The sequence below is a fragment of the Sinorhizobium sp. genome (genome assembly GCF_059070375.1).
This window is the reverse complement of record NZ_JCACWC010000001.1, coordinates 174485-190666: the sequence shown is the minus strand read 5'-3', so window position 1 is coordinate 190666 and position 16182 is coordinate 174485. Positions and strand designations below refer to the sequence as shown.

Here is a 16182-nt window from a genome sequence, read left to right as displayed (position 1 = left end):
CACAACCCAAGCTGTAAGGAGCTCGGATCATGGCTGATTCCGACAATAGCAGAACTTTGTCTGCGGTCACCCGGGGAGACTTCCATTCCTTCGTGGCCTCGTCTTTACCCACATGTCCAGCGCTTGCCACGACGAAGCCCCTGCCTTCGCATGCGTGGAACGACGATCCCGCGCTCGCGGTCTGGCAGCAATGGTGCAAAGCTTGGCAGCATTTGAGCGAATCGAGTTTGCGCCAGCAGCAGCTCGAAAGAGCGCTCTTTTCGGCTGTTTTACCGCCGCTTGAGCAAGCTGCAGGTTCGCGAGCCTACGACGATGCCCTCGAAGCTGAAGATCGTGCATCCGTCGCGGAGGACGAGGCGGCGGAAGCCCTGTGGAGAACACCGGCGCAATCGATTACGGGGGCAACGGCAAAGCTCCACGCTGCCATCACCAAGTGGCAACCCTCCCCCACAAGCGAAGAAGATCCCTGGCCGCAAATCCGCTCCGTCATTGCCGACCTCCTGAAGATCGATATCGCCTCTGTTGCGAGCGCACGTAATCGCCTGTCGGCGCCCGAATTCCAACCCGAGTCTCCGGGGATGGTCCAACCACACGCGTGATCCCGGGCTCGCGGGCGAGCTAACAAGACATTCGCACCGCGCTCTTTGCGAGCATTTCGCCCTGGAAATCACGCGTTAGAGCCTGCCCCAACGCGGCATTCCGACTCTTCCAAAAACGAAAAACAAGGAACTTCAAATGAAACTGGGAAGCCAATTTCGTCCACGCCTGCTTTCCGCGCTTCTGATCTCAGTCTTCCTCGGGAGTGCTCCGTCGACGTCGGCGCAGGCACAGGAAACCGGGGAGCTTCGGATCGCCACGTCCTACAAGCTGATGACGCTCGATCCGCACTATGCCAATCTCAACGAGAACACCTCGCTGCTCTCCCACATCTACGAGCGGCTGGTCTATCAGGACGAGAATCTCGAGCTGAAGCCTGGCCTTGCCACCTCCTGGCGGCCGCTGTCCGACACGCAATGGGAGTTTAAGCTCCGCGATAACGTCCGCTTTCATGACGGCTCAAAGTTCGGGGCGGACGATGTCGTCTACACGATCGAGCGCATCCGTGACTTCCTCAAACCGCCTAGCGGCGGCTTTCGCTCCTATGTGAGCGGCATCAAGTCGGTCTCGGCCTCCGATCCCCTCACCGTCCTCATCGAGACCAATGGGCCGGTCCCCAATCTGCCACTCTTCTTCTCCTCCATTTTTGTGATGAACCGACCCTCTGAGGGGTTCGAGACAACGGAGGATCTCAACGCCGGCCACTCTCCCGTCGGTACCGGTCCCTACCGGTTCGAAAGCTGGCGTTCCGGCGAGAGCCTGAGGCTTGTTCGGAACGACGACTACTGGGGCGGCAAGCCCGCCTGGCGCGATGTGATGTTCCGGGTCATCGAGAGCCCGGCCGCCCGCGTTGCGGCGCTCAGCACCGGTGAGATTGATGTGGCGGATGCCATTCCGGCACGCGACGTAGCCTCGTTGAAGCAGCGCGGCGCCAGGATTGCAAACGTGGGTGCCGCGCGCGTCAACTTCGTGCAATTCGACGTATCGCGAGAGACACTTCCGGGCGTGACGGGAAAGTCGGGCGAACCAATCGCCAATCCATTCAAGAACCCTCTGGTTCGCCGTGCGCTTGCGATGGCGACGGACCGGGGCATTTTGGTCGACAAGATCCTCGCGGGCTATGGCACGGCTGCGGCTCAGGTCTTTCCGAATGGCCTGCCGGGCACCTCGGCAAATTTGGTGCCAGGGACGCCCAACTATGAAGAGGCAAAATCCCTTCTTGCGAAGGCCGGCTTCCGGGACGGTTTTAACCTTGTTCTCGCAGGGCCTGCCGGACGTTACCCCGGTGACGCCGAGAGCCTTCAAGCGATTGCCCAAAGCTGGGCCCGTATCGGCGTAAACGCCCAGCCATCAGCCGCTCCGTTCTCGGTCTTCAATACCAAACGTGCGGCCGGCGACTACGCCGCCTGGTACGGCGGCACGTCCGGCGAAGCGGTCGATATCATCCTCCATACCCTGCTGGCATCGCCGAACCGCGAGCGCGGAACCGGTGCCCTGAACTTCGGGAACTATCAAAACGTTGCCTTCGACGCGATGCTCGCAAAGGCGGAGACCATTGAGGTGGGGCCGGAGCGGAACCAAGCGCTGGCGCAAGCCACGGAGCTCGTTATGGCCGACCAGCCGATCATACCGCTCTACCATTTCCATCACATCGTCGGTTACGGTCCGCGGGTCGGCTCCTATGTGATGCATCCCCGCGGCTGGACGACCGCGATGCAGACGCTTGCGGCAGCGGAGTAATCGATCATGGGCATGATTTCAGTTGCATTGGGAAGGCTGTCGCAAGCCTTCCTGCTCCTCATCGTCATGTCGTTGATCGGATTTATCGGCATCCACAGCGTCGGCAATCCGGTCTTCAACGTCGTCAACATCGAAACCGCCACGCCAGAAGATATTCGGCAGGCGACAATCGCGCTCGGACTGGATCAGCCGATCTGGAGGCAATATCTCGTCTTTATCGACAATGTCGTCAGCGGAAACTTCGGCACCTCCTACATCTATCATCTGCCGGCCTTCGAGCTGGTGATAGCCAAGTTGCCGGCGACGCTGGAACTCGCATCTGTCGCCATGCTCATAGCGGCACCGCTTGGAACGGGGCTCGGCCTCGTTGCCGGCCGACGCAGCGGAACCCTGTTCGATCGGACCCTCCTGAAGGCGAGCGTGTCGGCGCTGAGCATCCCCTCCTTCTGGTTGGCGATGATGCTGATCCTCGTCGGCGCCATCCTGACAGGCTGGTTCCCATCCGGTGGCAGAGGCTCGACCGCAAGCTTCCTGGGGCAGGAATGGAGTGTCTTCACCGGCGACGGACTGTGGCACCTCGTGCTTCCCGCATTGGCGCTGGCGATACCGAACATCGCTCTCATCGCCCGTCTTTCACGATCGGGAACGATTGAAGTCGAAAGCCTGGACTACACGCGGTTTTGCCGCGCCAAAGGGCTTTCGCCGCAGAGAATTCTGTTCCGGCATACCCTCCCGAACATCAGCGTCCCGATCGTGACGATCATCGGCCTGCAGTTCGGCGGCATGCTCGCCTTTGCTGTGGTGGTGGAGTCGATCTTCTCGTGGCCTGGCGTCGGCAAGCTCTTGATCGACTCCATTCAGCTCCTCGACCGCCCGGTGGTGATGGCAACACTGACCTTCATCTCGGTCGCGTTCGTCGCGCTGAATGCCCTGGTCGACCTCTTCTATGCCGTGCTCGATCCGCGCGTGCGCCTGTCTTAGTGAAAGGTGACCCCGTCATGAAAGCTCAAATTTTGAGGGCGCTCCGAAAGCGTCCGCATGGACCGGTCCTGACCGCGTCCAAGGTGCTGCTTGCGAGCTACATTTTGCTTGCTATTGCGGCACCGGCAATCGCACCACAAAATCCCTACGATCCGTTGCAGATCTACGGATGGGAGGCGTCCTCGCCGCCGGGCACGCTCGGTAGCGGCGGCTATCTATACCTGCTCGGGACGGACGGGCTCGGCCGCGACATCGTCAGTACTATCCTCTATGGCCTGCGCATCAGCCTGGTGGTGTCGATCACCAGCGCGGCGATCGCCGCGCTGGTCGGGCTGACGGCCGGTGTCAGCGCCGCATATTTCGGCAAGTGGGTCGATGTCGCGATCATGCGGCTCGTCGACCTGCAGCTCAGCCTGCCGACGATCCTGATCGCGCTCATCGCCATCGTCACGCTCGGCCCGGGCGTGGACCGGATCATTCTGGCGTTGATCATTGCGCAATGGGCGACCTATGCGCGGATCGCGCGCGGCGTTGCCTTGAGCGAGGCGAACAAACCCTACATGGATGCGACCCGATTGATGCGGCTGCCGACGTCGCGGATCATCTTCCGCCACTTGCTTCCGAACAGCATCGCGCCGGCCGTTACCTTGATCCCGATCGAGGTCGGCCATGCCGTCGCACTCGAGGCGACCCTCTCCTTCCTGGGTTTGGGCGTTCCGATCGACAAGCCCTCGCTCGGCTCCGCGGTCGCAAACGGGTTCCAGTATCTTCTCACCGGTCAATACTGGATCAGCCTGTTCCCGGGGCTCGCCCTCTTCGGTCTGATCGCAAGCATCAATCTCGTCGGTGAAGACGTTCGACGCAGCCTCGATCCAAGGAACCATTCGCTATGACAGTGGAACACGTGACGATACCCCTGTTGCGGGTTGAGAACCTTGGCCTTCGCCACGCTTCGGGAGACAGCTTTACAACAATCCTCTCTGACGTGAGTTTGGAACTCGGACGCGGCGAGATCCTCGGCATCATCGGCGAGTCGGGAGCCGGAAAGTCGACGCTCGGCAATGCCGTGCTCGGCCTGCTTTCGCCCGAGCTCCAGCAGACGTCCGGGACGATCGAGTTCAATGGTCAGGCGATCCACACCATGACGCCCGATGAGCGCGAGGCGCTTCGAGGGCGTCGGATATCAGCGATCTTCCAAGACCACACCGCCTCCCTCGATCCGCTGATGAGCATCGGTGCCCAGGTGGAGGAAACCTGCCTTGCGGTCGATGGCTCACTTTCCAGGCGTGAGGCGCGGGCCCGCACCCTCGATCTCCTTGCCCGTGTCGGAATTCCGGAGCCGGAGCGACGATACCGCAACTACCCGCACCAGTTCTCCGGAGGACAAAGGCAGCGCATCGTCATAGCGATTGCTCTTGCCGGCTCTCCCGACATCATCATCGCCGACGAGCCGACCTCGGCGCTCGATGCGACCGTTCAGAAGCAGATCCTCGGACTACTTCGAAACCTTGTAGACGAAACGGGCGTTTCCATCATCCTCGTAACTCACGACATGGGCGTGATCTCCGAGATCACCGACCGGGTCCTGGTGATGCGCAAAGGACAGGTGGTGGAAGCGGACCGCACGCCCACCATTCTCGATCAGCCCAGCCACGAGTACACACGCAAACTGCTCGCCGCCGTTCCGAGGCTCCGGGTCACCGCTTGGACAACCAGCGCGGACGACGGATGCGGCCGAAGTGTTTCCTCGATCGGAGACGACAAGGCGCCGATGTTTCTCGTCGCCGACGGCGTGTCGAAACAATTCGCGCAGCAGGGTTTTGCGTGGGGCTTTGGCCGAAGCAAGCCAAAGTTCGGCTTGCATGACGTCGGCCTCCAACTGCCACGCGGCACGATCACCGGCGTTGTCGGCGAGAGCGGAAGCGGCAAGACGACCTTCGGCCGTATCATCGCCGGCCTTGATACGGCGCTTGCGGGCAGGATCCGGATCGGTGCCAGCGAATTCGACGTTTCCAGAGGCGGTCGTCGCAACGGCCTCCTCGGCCGGGTGCAGATGATCTTCCAGGATCCTTCCGCGTCCTTGAACCCCCGCATGACCATCGCCGAGACGCTCGACGAAAGCATCCGCTTCGGCGCGAAGCTCGCCGCCGGGGAAGAACCGACGGACGCGGCGGCGATGATGGATCGGTTGGGGCTCGCTCGCAGCCTGCTCGCCCGCTATCCGCACCAGCTCTCCGGCGGTCAGAGGCAGCGCGTCTGCATCGCGCGGGCCCTGCTCGCGGCGCCTGAGATCATCGTCGCGGACGAACCGACATCGGCACTCGACGTGTCGGTGCAGGCCGAGATCATCCAACTTCTGAAGGACACCATCGCCGAGCGCGAGATGACGATGATCTTCATCTCCCACGACCTCGCCATCGTCCAGGAGATGTGCAGTTCGGTCTACATCTTCAAGGACGGCCGGGTCGAGGATTTCGGACCATCCGATTTCATCTTCTCACGATCCGACAATCCCTACACGCGCACGCTCATCAACGCCCGACCGCACCGCTTCAGATGCTGAGCTGTGCCGGCGTCTCAACGAATGGGCCCAGCCCCGAACCACCAATTTCTTGAAACGCGTGGCACGTATCGCCACAGAGGGTGACTCCATGAATGACAGGTTCACATTGGCCGTGACTGGCCAATCGCTCATCAAGCACGATATCCGCGACGTCCCTGCCCCGGCCTTCCGTGAGGTTCAGTCTCTCCTTCGCAAGGCGGATCTCTCGTTCACCAACTTTGAAGGGACCATCCTTGGGAGCCACGGCGGGTGGCCACTTAAGGGGTCCTTCTTCGGCTGCAGCGATCCAGCCGTTCTCGACAGCCTTCGTGCCATCGGGTTTCGCGCACTTTCCCTTTCGAACAACCATGCGTTCGACCTCGGCCCATCCGGCGTGCTCTCGACGCTCGAGGAGGTGGAGAAGCGAGACTTCCTCCATGCCGGCCTCGGCCGTAACTACGCGCAAGCCTCACAGGCAAGCACCGGAACGATCGGTGGACGGCGCGTCGCGATCGTGGCGATGGACGGCGGCCCCGGTCCGGATTTCATGTATGCGGCCGATGCCGAGGACAATCGCCCAGCACGCCCGGGCGTCAATCGGCTTCGGCTGTCCCAGGTCATCGAGGTCGACGAGACCGCGTTCGATCAAATCCGGGCTATTCGCGACAAGGTTGGGTACACCGCGATCGATCTCACCAACGACAGTCAGCCGGACGATCCGCCGCGCCTCGCCCCGGAATCCGAAATCGGCATCTCGCGTGCGGTCTTCACGCGATCGGAAAGGTTCGGACGCAGCGTCAAGATCGATGAGGCCGATCTCGCCAGGAATCTCGCCTCGATCGCGGCTACGGCCGCGGACGGATCTCTGGTGATCGCCTATCTCCACCATCACCATTGGGCGTCCGACTGGTATCAGGTTCCCGACTGGGTGAGTGGCGTCGCCAAACGATGCATCGATGCGGGTGCTCATATGTTCGTGAGCCACGGTGCGCCCGTCCTCCAACCGATCGAGATCTACCGAGGCCGGCCGATCTTCTACAGCCTCGGGAATTTCATTTTCCACGTGCGTTCTGAGAAGTCGACCTGGACGGCACCCGAAGTCTGGGAGAGCGTCATCGGCCTTTGCTCGTTCGGCGATGATAATGGCCTAATCGAGATCACGCTTCACCCCGTCATCATCGGAGGCGATGAAGCGCTGGCTGATGGGGTGCTGGAGCATCGCCTGGCGCCGCATCTAGCAGCAGGCGAAAGCGCCGAACGGATATTGCGCCGATTTTCCGAACAATCGACGAGATTCGGCGTCGACGTCGAGATTTCCGGCGGGGTCGGTGTCATCAGGTTTTAGCCTGTAGAGCGCCGTACCAAAGGGCTTGCTGGTTAACTCCGCAGTCCACCACGACAGCGGGCAGCGGAGCGGGCCGACCCATCTCAGCCAAAAAACGCCGACGACAAGAGCGGGAATCTCTTCAGGACGAGGATGGACAACATGGAAGTTAGGGAAGAACTCATCAGCCGCTTTTTTCGCTATTCCGCGATCGAGAGTCAAAGCAACGGCCGCTCCCAATCCTTGCCGTCCTCGCCCGGACAAGCAGCACTCGCTGCCCTGCTCGCCGACGAGATGCGCGCAATTGGCCTGAACGACGTGCTGGTCGACGAGCATGCCATCGTGACGGGAGTCAAACGTGGCAACAGGCCTGAGGTCCCACCGATCGGCTTCATCGCGCATCTCGACACCGTCGATGTCGGCCTCTCGCCCTTCGTCCGCCCGCAAATCCTCCGCTTCGAAGGCAAAGACCTTTGCCTCAATCGCCAGGAAAACATCTGGCTCAGGGTCGCCGAACATCCGGAAGTTCTTGGGTGGGAGGGGAATGACATCATCACTGGTGACGGCACCAGTGTCCTCGGCGCGGACAACAAGGCCGCCATCGCCGTCATCATGACGCTGCTTGCCCGGCTTGATCAGCAGGTTGGCCACGGCGATATCTTTGTCGCCTTCGTCCCGGACGAGGAAATCGGAATGCGCGGCGCCAAGGCGATGGACCTCTCCCGCTTCCCTTGTGATTTTGCTTACACGATCGACTGCTGCGAACTTGGCGAGGTGGTCCTGGAGACATTCAACGCCGCATCCTGCGAGATCGTCCTCACCGGCGTCAGTGCGCACCCGATGTCCGCGAAGGGAACGCTCGTTAATCCGCTGCTGATGGCGATGGACTTCATCTCCCACTTCCACCGCGAGGAGACGCCTGAATCCACCGAAGGACGCCAGGGATTTTTCTGGTTCAAGGACGTCATCGCCAACGACAGCGGGGCCACGCTGACCGCTTTGATCCGGGATTTTGGCACAGATGATTTCAATCGGCGCAAACGCCAAATCGCCGAGGTGGCGGAAGCGATGAGATCGCGCTATCCGACCGGGAATGTCCGGTATCAGGTCACCGACACCTATCGAAACATCTCCACGAGCCTCGCTCGTGACGATCGTGCCGTCGCTCTGCTATTTAGCGCTATGGAGGAACTAGGGATTGAGAAGAAGGTGATTCCGATGCGCGGCGGCACCGATGGCGCGGTCCTCTCGGCCAGAGGAATACCGACACCCAACTTCTTCACCGGCGCCTACAACTTCCATTCGCGCTACGAATTTTTGCCGATACCAGCCTTCGAAAAGTCGTTGGAAGTTGCGTTCAAGATTTGCCAACTGTCGGCGAGTAGCTGAGATGAGAAAGTCGCGGCCTAAATCTCAGAGTCGGTCGTTGTCGCCGCCAACGGCCGACACCTCTCTCTGCTCTCTATCCGTGAGCGTGCCCTGATCTGGCGTTAGGTCCAGCTTGCCCCAGATCGAGGTTTTGCGGTCAGTCGGTTTGAGCTTTCGGCAGTGCTTGATTTCTACGGTAAACGGCTTTGTCTGCTGACGCATGAATCCTCCAGGCGGCGAATCGCGAGCACTCGAGACCGGGTTGATTATTGAAGGCAACTCCAGCCGGCAGGTCCGTCGCCACCGAACCAGCGTCCGGACATAGGAATAGAGCAACGGTTTGACCACATGCTATGTTCCGCTTGGGCGAGTCCGTGGCACGTTGCCATCACCGCGTTCCTCTGATCCGTCGGCATTGGCCACGTCCTCCTCGGGCTCGATGAGGCATGTCTGATCGGAGAGCGGCTTCGCCTCAATCGTCTTCCCGCAACGGCCATACAAAACTTTCTTCCCCTGAGCGCTCAGGCGCTCATTCCTCCCGAAACAACAAAGTTTCTCCCGGCCGTCCTCCATTCCATTCCGGCCTTGTCAGGTGCGGCCCAATCGTCCCCGATCCTTGTGACAGCCATCGAGGCCGCGAAGGGCGCGGTCCGAAACCAACGAAAGGAACACCACAATGGCAACCATCGGCACCTTCAACTCCACCGAAAGCGGCTTCAACGGCTCGATCCGCACGCTTGCCCTCAACGTCAAGGCTCGCATTGCCCGCATCGAAAACCCCTCCGACAAGGGCCCGCACTTCCGCATCTACGCCGGCAACGTCGAGCTCGGTGCAGCTTGGCAGAAGCGGTCCGAGCAGGACCGCGACTACCTCTCGGTCAAGCTAGACGACCCGAGCTTCCCCGCGCCGATCTACGCAACCCTCACCGAAGTCGAAGGCGAGGACGGCTACCAACTGATCTGGTCGCGCCCCAACTGGGACTGAGATCCGGGCGAGGCCCCGCCGGGAGGCGGGGCCAACCGGCCGAATTGAGAAACCGCAAGCGGGCATCGAGCCGCTTCCGGCTCTTCTGGTGCCGTACAGGACCGGAAATGTCTGACCGATATCCGCGATTTTCTCCCCAGCAAACCAGACGTATGGCCGTCGACGGCGCAGTTCACATGGCGATCGGCGCCGCAGATCAAAAACACGGTCGATAACGAGTCTGGTGTCGGTGTCCTAGCCGCAGTTAGCAGTTCCGGAGAGGTTGCCAGCGCCCCCGAGGGCAAGCCAGCCTCCCGTAGCAATGATGATCACGGCGCAGAGGATCGCGCGGTCAGTGATTTGCGCAGGCGGCTCGGTCCTCTCCTGTTCGCCTCAACCTACCTCGGCTTCGGTTTCATCTGCGTTTACGAACAAGGCGCTTTAGGCGGAGTGCGAGATGCGGGGCGCAGTCGGTCCCGCCTCCCCTTCGGGCCACTATGTTGAAGCTCCTGCGGCTGCGCTGTTCCCGCCCTCGCACGACGAGAATTCCCGAAATCCCGCCCTTTGGGCGGCGCTCACGCTGATTTCTCCGATACTCTTCATTGTTCTGGTTCAGCCTTGCTCGCTGCGCTGCGCGCCGGCTCGACCCGAAGTGGATCGGGTGGGTTTCCGAGCGTGTGAAATCTGTTCGCTCCGACGCAGGATTTCATGTCGTCGCGCCTGAACCAGATCGCGCGGCCGCATCTCAGCGGCGCGTTCCCGGCCGTAAATACGATCTGCTCGTCCGCTCGCATCCGAAGAACCTCGTGCGGTTGGATCAACGGTCGTGCGGCCAACTGCTTCGACCGCGTCCGCGACGATCCTTTCATCTGCGAACTTCGGCTGACCTGGTCGATCTCGACTGTTGTCATGCCGCAACGGCGCGAGATGTAGTCCGCCGTTTCCGGGTCGTTGATCGCCGCAAACGAGATCCAGCTCGCACTCTCGAACCATTTGCTGGCGGCGTCGCGACCGCCATAGGTTTCGCGCATCTGCCCGATCGACTGGTAGATCATGACGAGCGTGATGCCATATTTGCGACCGGCATCGCGCGCGGTTTCCAGGATCCTCATATAGCCAAGCCGCGCCACCTCATCGAGGAGGAAGAGCGCACGGCCCGGCATCGCCCCATCACGATTGTAGATCGCGTTGAGAAACGAGCCAATGATGACGCGCGCGAGGCCCGCATGCGTCTCCAAGGTCTTGAGATCGATGTTGATGAAGACGTCGGTGTTTCCCTCGGCAAGATCCCCCGTCGAAAACATCTTTCCGGAAACCAGCGCGGCGTAGTTCGGATAGGACAGCCAATGGGTTTCCTTGATCGCATTGGCGTAGACGCCGGAGAAGGTTTCGGGCGTCATGTTCACGAAAGCCGCGACGTTCTCCTTGACGAAATCCGAATCCGAATTGTCGTAGATTTCCTGCAGGCGTTGGCGCAACTGCGGCTCCGGCTCGGAGAGATTGGCGCGAACTTGGCGAAGCGTTTGGTTCTCCTTCTCCGTATGGCCGGAGAGACAAACGTCAGCGATCATCGCCGTCAGCAATTGCAAGGCCGAGGCCCGGAAGAAGTCGTCGCGAACTCCGCGTGTGCCACCGCTATCACTCATGAACCATGAAGCGACGGATGAAATGTCCTCTTCCTTGGTGGCGCCGAATTGCCCGATCCAATCAAGCGCATTGAAGCCGGTCTCCGGCTTCTTCGGGTCGAGGACGAATAGATCCCGATTCGCGCTGCCTCGTTGCACTGACACCATCGGGGCAACCTCGTTCGACGGGTCGAGGACGATCAGCGAGCCGCCCCATTTGAGCGCCGTCGGGATCGTCACCGACGTCGTCTTGAAGCCGCCGGAACCGGCGAACACGATGCCATGTGATGAGCCGAACGAGCCGTCGAAGCACAGGAGCGGTGGCTTGCCGCCGATGCCCCATGTGTCGGGATCGTCAGCGCGAAACGGGCGCGTTCCTCCGCTGTCCTTGTCGACCCGATATCGTTCGCCGACGACGATGCCGCCAGCGTCCGAAAACAGGTTGGCCGCCTCCTGCATCTTCATCCAGTCGGCCTCGCCATGAAGCGCCCGCTTGCCGCGTATGCGTTTGGGCTCAGCACTGGCGAAGGCCGCGTTGCCGACGAGCGCGACACGTAGGGCGAAGCAGGCGGACATCGCTGCCGCCGCCGCGCCGATCAGCGTCACGGGATCAATATAGGAGAGGATCGACTTGCCGGCCGGAACCTGGTTCCCGAATGCCGACAGCCTGATTGCCTCGCGAGCGATGGCGACAACGATTGTCGCTACACCGCCGGCAACTACGCCCCATCCTGCTGTCTTGATCCTGATCGCGCCGGCGCTCGCGAACAGGAAGACACTGCCGATGACCGCCGCGGCGACATAGGGCAGCGCGATACCGGCGCGTCCGAGCGTCTGCCGCGCAGTCTCCGTCTTTCCAAAGCCGGACAGCCAGTGTTCGATCCCCGTCAATCCGATCGTGACCAGGAACATCAGCGCGACAGGTACGATGAAGAGGATGATCCTATTCATCTGTCTTGAAGGCCTCCGCTCCGATCGCAAGCAGCCGCGGGCGCACGGTCTCGTCGGTTTTAAGCCGTTGGCTCAGCTCGATCAGGGCGCCCAGCAGAAGCGCGCGTTTCTCGTAGCGAAGGCCGGCTTTGACGATCAGGCCGCCAAGTTCGATCTTTTCCCGCGTGTCCTTCTTGCGGGCGTCGGATGTGGTCGTGCGCGCCATCCGCTCAAGCCTCCGCAGTCCCGCCCGCAGCCGCGCCAGCCGCGTTCTGCGCGGACGGTGCGCTGCTTTCCCCGACGCCAGCTCCTTTCTTCCCTCCGGTCGTGCGAACCTCGCCTCCGCGAAACCGTTTCGCCAGATCCTCGAAGGCCACCTGCAGCTCTGCCTCGTCGATCTCGATGTCGCCCAGACCTGCTTTTAGCGCGATCCGGCCGATCCGCTCGGCCTCGCGGGTCTCGGCGACCTTGAGCTGTTCCTGGAGTTTGGCGATTTCGTCGCGGATCTTCGAGGATGGCTTCTTCATTCCGTCTGTCTCCCTTGGGTGAGAAAGCTTGTCTTTCGAACCCAGTTTCAGGGAGGTGAGCGCGGAACGCACTACTGTGAATCCTACAATCGCCAAAGCGCAAGCTTTGGTGAATGATCCCGGCCGTTCCGAAGGAGCGGATCCGAAGGGGGCGCAATTATACGTCGCTAACGCGACGCCCTTGCTGGAGGCCTGGTGGCCCCGCCGCTCTCGACGAACCTGTTGATTTCGTTCGCAACCGGGAAAGAATTCGCCGTGGCCGTCCCTCACTTCTCCGTCAGCGTCGTCGCCCGTGGCTCCGGCCGCAGCGCCGTCCTGTCGGCGGCCTATCGGCACTGCGCCAAGATGGATTACGAGCGCGAGGCTCGAACGATCGACTACACTCGCAAGCAGGGATTGCTGCATGAAGAGTTCGTTATTCCTGCCGATGCCCCGGAATGGCTGCGTGCAATGATCGCGGATCGTTCGGTCGCCGGCGCCTCCGAAGCCTTCTGGAACAAGGTCGAAGATTTCGAGAAGCGCTCCGATGCCCAGCTTGCCAAGGACGTCACGATCGCACTGCCGATCGAACTGAGCGCTCAGCAGAACATTGCGCTCGTACGGGATTTTGTCGAGCGCCACATTATATCGAAGGGCATGGTGGCCGACTGGGTCTATCACGACGCCCCTGGCAATCCGCACGTCCATTTGATGACGACGTTGCGGCCGCTGACCGAAGACGGTTTCGGCGCCAAGAAGGTTGCCGTGCTCGGGCCGGACGGCAATCCGATCCGCAACGATGCAGGCAAGATCGTCTATGAGCTCTGGGCTGGAGGTATCGACGATTTCAACGCGTTTCGCGACGGATGGTTTGCTTGCCAGAACCGGCATCTGGCGCTGGCCGGTCTCGACCTTCGCGTCGATGGACGGTCCTTCGAAAAGCAAGGGATCGATCTCGAACCGACCATCCACCTTGGCGTCGGCACCAGGGCGATCGAGCGGAAAACCGATGGTGCCACGAAGCCGGTCGAGCTCGAGCGCATCGAACTGCAGGATGCGCGTAGAGCGGAAAATGCGAGACGGATCGACCGCAATCCGAAGCTCGTCATCGACCTGATCACCCGTGAGAAAAGCGTGTTCGACGAGCGTGATGTCGCCAAGGTCTTGCATCGTTACATCGACGATTCCGCCCTGTTCCAAAGCCTTATGGTTCGGATCATCCTGCATCCCGACACGCTCCGCCTGGAGCGCGAGCGGATCGACTTTGCCACCGGTATCCGAGTGCCGGTCAAGTACACGACCCGCGACATGATTCGTCTCGAAGCCGAGATGGCCAATCGAGCGGTCTGGCTGTCTCAGCGGACTTCGCATGGCGTTCGCGACGCGGTGCTGGCGGCGACATTTGCGCGTCATGAGCGTCTTTCGGACGAGCAGAAAACGGCGATCGAGCATGTATCGGGATCCGAGCGGATTGCCGCGGTGATCGGCCGCGCCGGCGCCGGCAAGACGACGATGATGAAGGCTGCGCGCGAAGCCTGGGAGGCGGCAGGCTACCGGGTTGTCGGCGGCGCACTTGCCGGCAAGGCGGCCGAGGGCCTTGAGAAGGAAGCCGGGATCGTCTCTCGCACGCTGTCGTCCTGGGAACTGCGCTGGAACGGGGGGCGTAACCAGCTCGATAGCAAGACGGTCTTCGTCCTGGACGAAGCCGGCATGGTGTCGTCGCGGCAGATGGCGCTGTTCGTCGAAGCCGTAACGAAGGCCGGTGCCAAGCTCGTTCTCATCGGCGATCCCGAACAGCTTCAACCCATCGAAGCAGGCGCCGCGTTTCGCGCGATTGCCGATCGCATCGGCTATGCCGAACTCGAAACCATCTATCGCCAGCGCCAGCAATGGATGCGCGATGCCTCGCTTGATCTGGCGCGTGGCAACGTCGGCAGGGCAGTCGCCGCCTACCGTACCAATGGCAAGGTGATCGGATGGGATCTGAAGGCCGACGCCGTCGACAACCTCATCGCCGCCTGGGACCGCGATTACGATCCGGCGAAGACGTCCCTGATCCTTGCCCATTTGCGCAGGGACGTTCGCATGCTGAACCAGATGGCGCGCATCAAGCTGATCGAGCGCGGGGTTCTCGACAAGGGAGCCATGTTCAAGACGGCGGACGGCGATCGCAATTTTGCCGTGGGCGACCAGATCGTGTTCCTCAAGAATGAGGGCTCGCTCGGTGTCAAGAACGGCATGCTGGCCAAGGTCGTCGAGACCGCGCCAGGCCGGATTGTTGCGCGGGTCGGCGAGGGCGAGCCTGCCCGCCAGGTCCTGGTCGAACAGCGCTTCTACAACAACCTCGATTATGGCTATGCCACGACGATCCACAAGAGCCAGGGCGCCACCGTCGATCGGGTGAAGGTGCTCGCGTCGCTGTCGCTCGATCGGCACCTCACCTATGTCGCCATGACTCGTCACCGTGAGGATCTGGCCGTCTATTATGGCCGCCGATCCTTCGCCAAGGCCGGCGGGTTGATCGCGATCATGTCGCGAAGGAATGCCAAGGAAACGACTCTCGATTACGAGAAGAGCGCCTTCTATCGCGAGGCGCTTCGCTTTGCGGAAGCGCGCGGTCTGCATCTCGTCAACGTCGCCCGAACTCTGGTTCGCGACCGCCTGGAATGGCTCGTCAGTCAGAAGCAAAAACTTGCCAATCTCGGTGTTCGCCTTGCCGCCGTTGCCGGCAGGCTCGGCCTTGTCAGCGGCGCCACGCAATCCTCAACCCAACCCAGCACCAAGGAGGCAAAGCCGATGGTCTCGGGCATCACAACCTTCGCCAAATCAATCGACCAGGCCGTCGAGGACAAGGTCACAGCCGATCCCGGCTTGAAGAAGCAGTGGCAGGAGGTTTCGACCCGTTTCCACCTCGTCTACGCGCAGCCGGAAAGCGCGTTCAAGGCAGTCGATGTCGACGCGATGCTGAAGGACGAGAGCGTTGCGAAATCCACGCTGGCGACGATCGGATCGAACCCTGAACACTTCGGTGCGCTGAAGGGCAAGACCGGCATGTTCGCAAGCCGCGCCGACAAGCAGGAGCGGGAGAAGGCTGAGACCAATGCGCCGGCGCTCGCGCGTAACCTCGATCGCTATCTGCGCCAGCGGGCGGATGCGGAACGCAAATATGAGGTCGAGGAACGCGCCGTCCGTCTGAACGTGTCGATCGATATTCCGGCGCTCTCGGCAAACGCAAAGGAGACCCTCGAACGTGTGCGCGATGCGATCGACCGGAACGACCTGCCGGCCGGTCTCGAATATGCGCTTGCCGACAGACAAGTGAAGGCCGAGCTCGAGGGTTTCGCCAAGGCTGTAGCGGAGCGTTTCGGCGAACGGACCTTCCTTCCTCTGGCTGCCAAGGACTCCAGCGGACAGACCTTCAATGCGATCACGGGTGCAATGACGGCCGGGCAGAAGGCCGAAGTGCAATCGGCGTGGAATTCGATGCGGACGGTGCAGCAGCTGGCCGCGCATGAGCGCACGACCGAGGCGTTGAAGCAGGCAGAAAGCCTGTGCCAGAAAAAGAGCCAGGGGATCTCCTTGAAATGACGGCGCAAGTGTCTGCA

13 protein-coding genes are annotated in these 16182 nt (G+C 61.4%); 9 read left to right on the top strand and 4 right to left on the bottom strand.

Features of this window, described 5'->3' with window-relative positions:
• The first annotated feature begins 29 nt into the window (after positions 1–29).
• The 7 genes from AC5J09_RS00920 (at position 30) to pepT (ending at position 8573) form a co-directional block, all read left to right on the top strand.
• The gene (locus tag AC5J09_RS00920) at positions 30–599 is read left to right on the top strand and encodes a hypothetical protein (protein WP_494296598.1); all 570 of its coding nucleotides are present in this window, start codon (positions 30–32) and stop codon (positions 597–599) included.
• Between the two features lie 136 nt (positions 600–735).
• On the top strand, positions 736–2337 hold the full coding sequence (locus tag AC5J09_RS00915) for an ABC transporter substrate-binding protein (protein ID WP_494296597.1): 1602 nt from the start codon (positions 736–738) through the stop codon (positions 2335–2337).
• A 6-nt stretch (positions 2338–2343) separates the two neighbouring features.
• The gene (locus tag AC5J09_RS00910; protein WP_494296596.1) at positions 2344–3318 is read left to right on the top strand and encodes an ABC transporter permease; all 975 of its coding nucleotides are present in this window, start codon (positions 2344–2346) and stop codon (positions 3316–3318) included.
• Positions 3319–3335: 17 nt separating this feature from the next.
• Positions 3336–4211 (top strand): ABC transporter permease, encoded by an 876-nt coding sequence (locus AC5J09_RS00905; protein WP_338280593.1) that lies wholly within the window; start codon positions 3336–3338, stop codon positions 4209–4211.
• Positions 4208–5881: a dipeptide ABC transporter ATP-binding protein gene (locus AC5J09_RS00900; protein WP_494296595.1), complete on the top strand. Its 1674-nt coding sequence runs from the start codon at positions 4208–4210 to the stop codon at positions 5879–5881. The genes AC5J09_RS00905 and AC5J09_RS00900 overlap by 4 nt, the downstream gene beginning before the upstream one ends.
• 88 nt (positions 5882–5969) lie before the next feature.
• Complete coding sequence (locus AC5J09_RS00895; protein ID WP_494296594.1) at positions 5970–7205, top strand: CapA family protein; 1236 nt, start codon at positions 5970–5972, stop codon at positions 7203–7205.
• Positions 7206–7346: 141 nt separating this feature from the next.
• Positions 7347–8573: a peptidase T gene (gene pepT, locus AC5J09_RS00890; RefSeq protein ID WP_338280947.1), complete on the top strand. Its 1227-nt coding sequence runs from the start codon at positions 7347–7349 to the stop codon at positions 8571–8573.
• A gap of 24 nt (positions 8574–8597) precedes the next feature.
• On the opposite strand, the gene AC5J09_RS00885 is transcribed toward pepT, so the two are convergent.
• Positions 8598–8774, bottom strand: coding sequence for a hypothetical protein (locus AC5J09_RS00885; protein WP_494296593.1), 177 nt, complete (start codon positions 8772–8774; stop codon positions 8598–8600).
• A gap of 454 nt (positions 8775–9228) precedes the next feature.
• On the opposite strand from AC5J09_RS00885, the gene AC5J09_RS00880 reads away from it, so the two are divergent.
• Complete coding sequence (locus AC5J09_RS00880; protein WP_494296592.1) at positions 9229–9537, top strand: DUF736 domain-containing protein; 309 nt, start codon at positions 9229–9231, stop codon at positions 9535–9537.
• Positions 9538–10115: 578 nt separating this feature from the next.
• Here AC5J09_RS00880 and traG read toward each other — a convergent pair.
• From traG to traC, 3 genes are read right to left on the bottom strand one after another with little or no spacing between them, the layout of a single operon-like run.
• Positions 10116–12092: a Ti-type conjugative transfer system protein TraG gene (traG, locus tag AC5J09_RS00875; protein WP_494296591.1), complete on the bottom strand. Its 1977-nt coding sequence runs from the start codon at positions 12090–12092 to the stop codon at positions 10116–10118.
• Positions 12085–12297, bottom strand: a complete 213-nt coding sequence (gene traD, locus AC5J09_RS00870; RefSeq protein WP_338280582.1) for a type IV conjugative transfer system coupling protein TraD — start codon at positions 12295–12297, stop codon at positions 12085–12087. Before traD ends, traG begins: the two co-directional genes overlap by 8 nt.
• Positions 12298–12301: 4 nt before the next feature.
• Complete coding sequence (gene traC / locus AC5J09_RS00865; protein ID WP_338280945.1) at positions 12302–12598, bottom strand: conjugal transfer protein TraC; 297 nt, start codon at positions 12596–12598, stop codon at positions 12302–12304.
• Positions 12599–12853: 255 nt separating this feature from the next.
• Between traC and traA the strand changes: the two genes are divergently transcribed.
• Complete coding sequence (traA, locus tag AC5J09_RS00860) at positions 12854–16165, top strand: Ti-type conjugative transfer relaxase TraA (RefSeq protein WP_494297039.1); 3312 nt, start codon at positions 12854–12856, stop codon at positions 16163–16165.
• Positions 16166–16182 lie beyond the last annotated feature (17 nt).

What these genes read in the sequence shown, in the direction of transcription:
- AC5J09_RS00905 (WP_338280593.1), top strand. Translation starts at nt 3,336, where the DNA reads ATGAAAGCTCAAATTTTGAGGGCGCTCCGAAAGCGTCCGCATGGACCG.
- AC5J09_RS00920 (WP_494296598.1), top strand. Translation starts at nt 30, where the DNA reads ATGGCTGATTCCGACAATAGCAGAACTTTGTCTGCGGTCACCCGGGGA.
- AC5J09_RS00895 (WP_494296594.1), top strand. Translation starts at nt 5,970, where the DNA reads ATGAATGACAGGTTCACATTGGCCGTGACTGGCCAATCGCTCATCAAG.
- AC5J09_RS00900 (WP_494296595.1), top strand. Translation starts at nt 4,208, where the DNA reads ATGACAGTGGAACACGTGACGATACCCCTGTTGCGGGTTGAGAACCTT.
- traD (WP_338280582.1), bottom strand. Translation starts at nt 12,297, where the DNA reads ATGGCGCGCACGACCACATCCGACGCCCGCAAGAAGGACACGCGGGAA.
- AC5J09_RS00910 (WP_494296596.1), top strand. Translation starts at nt 2,344, where the DNA reads ATGGGCATGATTTCAGTTGCATTGGGAAGGCTGTCGCAAGCCTTCCTG.
- AC5J09_RS00915 (WP_494296597.1), top strand. Translation starts at nt 736, where the DNA reads ATGAAACTGGGAAGCCAATTTCGTCCACGCCTGCTTTCCGCGCTTCTG.
- traC (WP_338280945.1), bottom strand. Translation starts at nt 12,598, where the DNA reads ATGAAGAAGCCATCCTCGAAGATCCGCGACGAAATCGCCAAACTCCAG.
- AC5J09_RS00885 (WP_494296593.1), bottom strand. Translation starts at nt 8,774, where the DNA reads ATGCGTCAGCAGACAAAGCCGTTTACCGTAGAAATCAAGCACTGCCGA.
- pepT (WP_338280947.1), top strand. Translation starts at nt 7,347, where the DNA reads ATGGAAGTTAGGGAAGAACTCATCAGCCGCTTTTTTCGCTATTCCGCG.
- AC5J09_RS00880 (WP_494296592.1), top strand. Translation starts at nt 9,229, where the DNA reads ATGGCAACCATCGGCACCTTCAACTCCACCGAAAGCGGCTTCAACGGC.
- traG (WP_494296591.1), bottom strand. Translation starts at nt 12,092, where the DNA reads ATGAATAGGATCATCCTCTTCATCGTACCTGTCGCGCTGATGTTCCTG.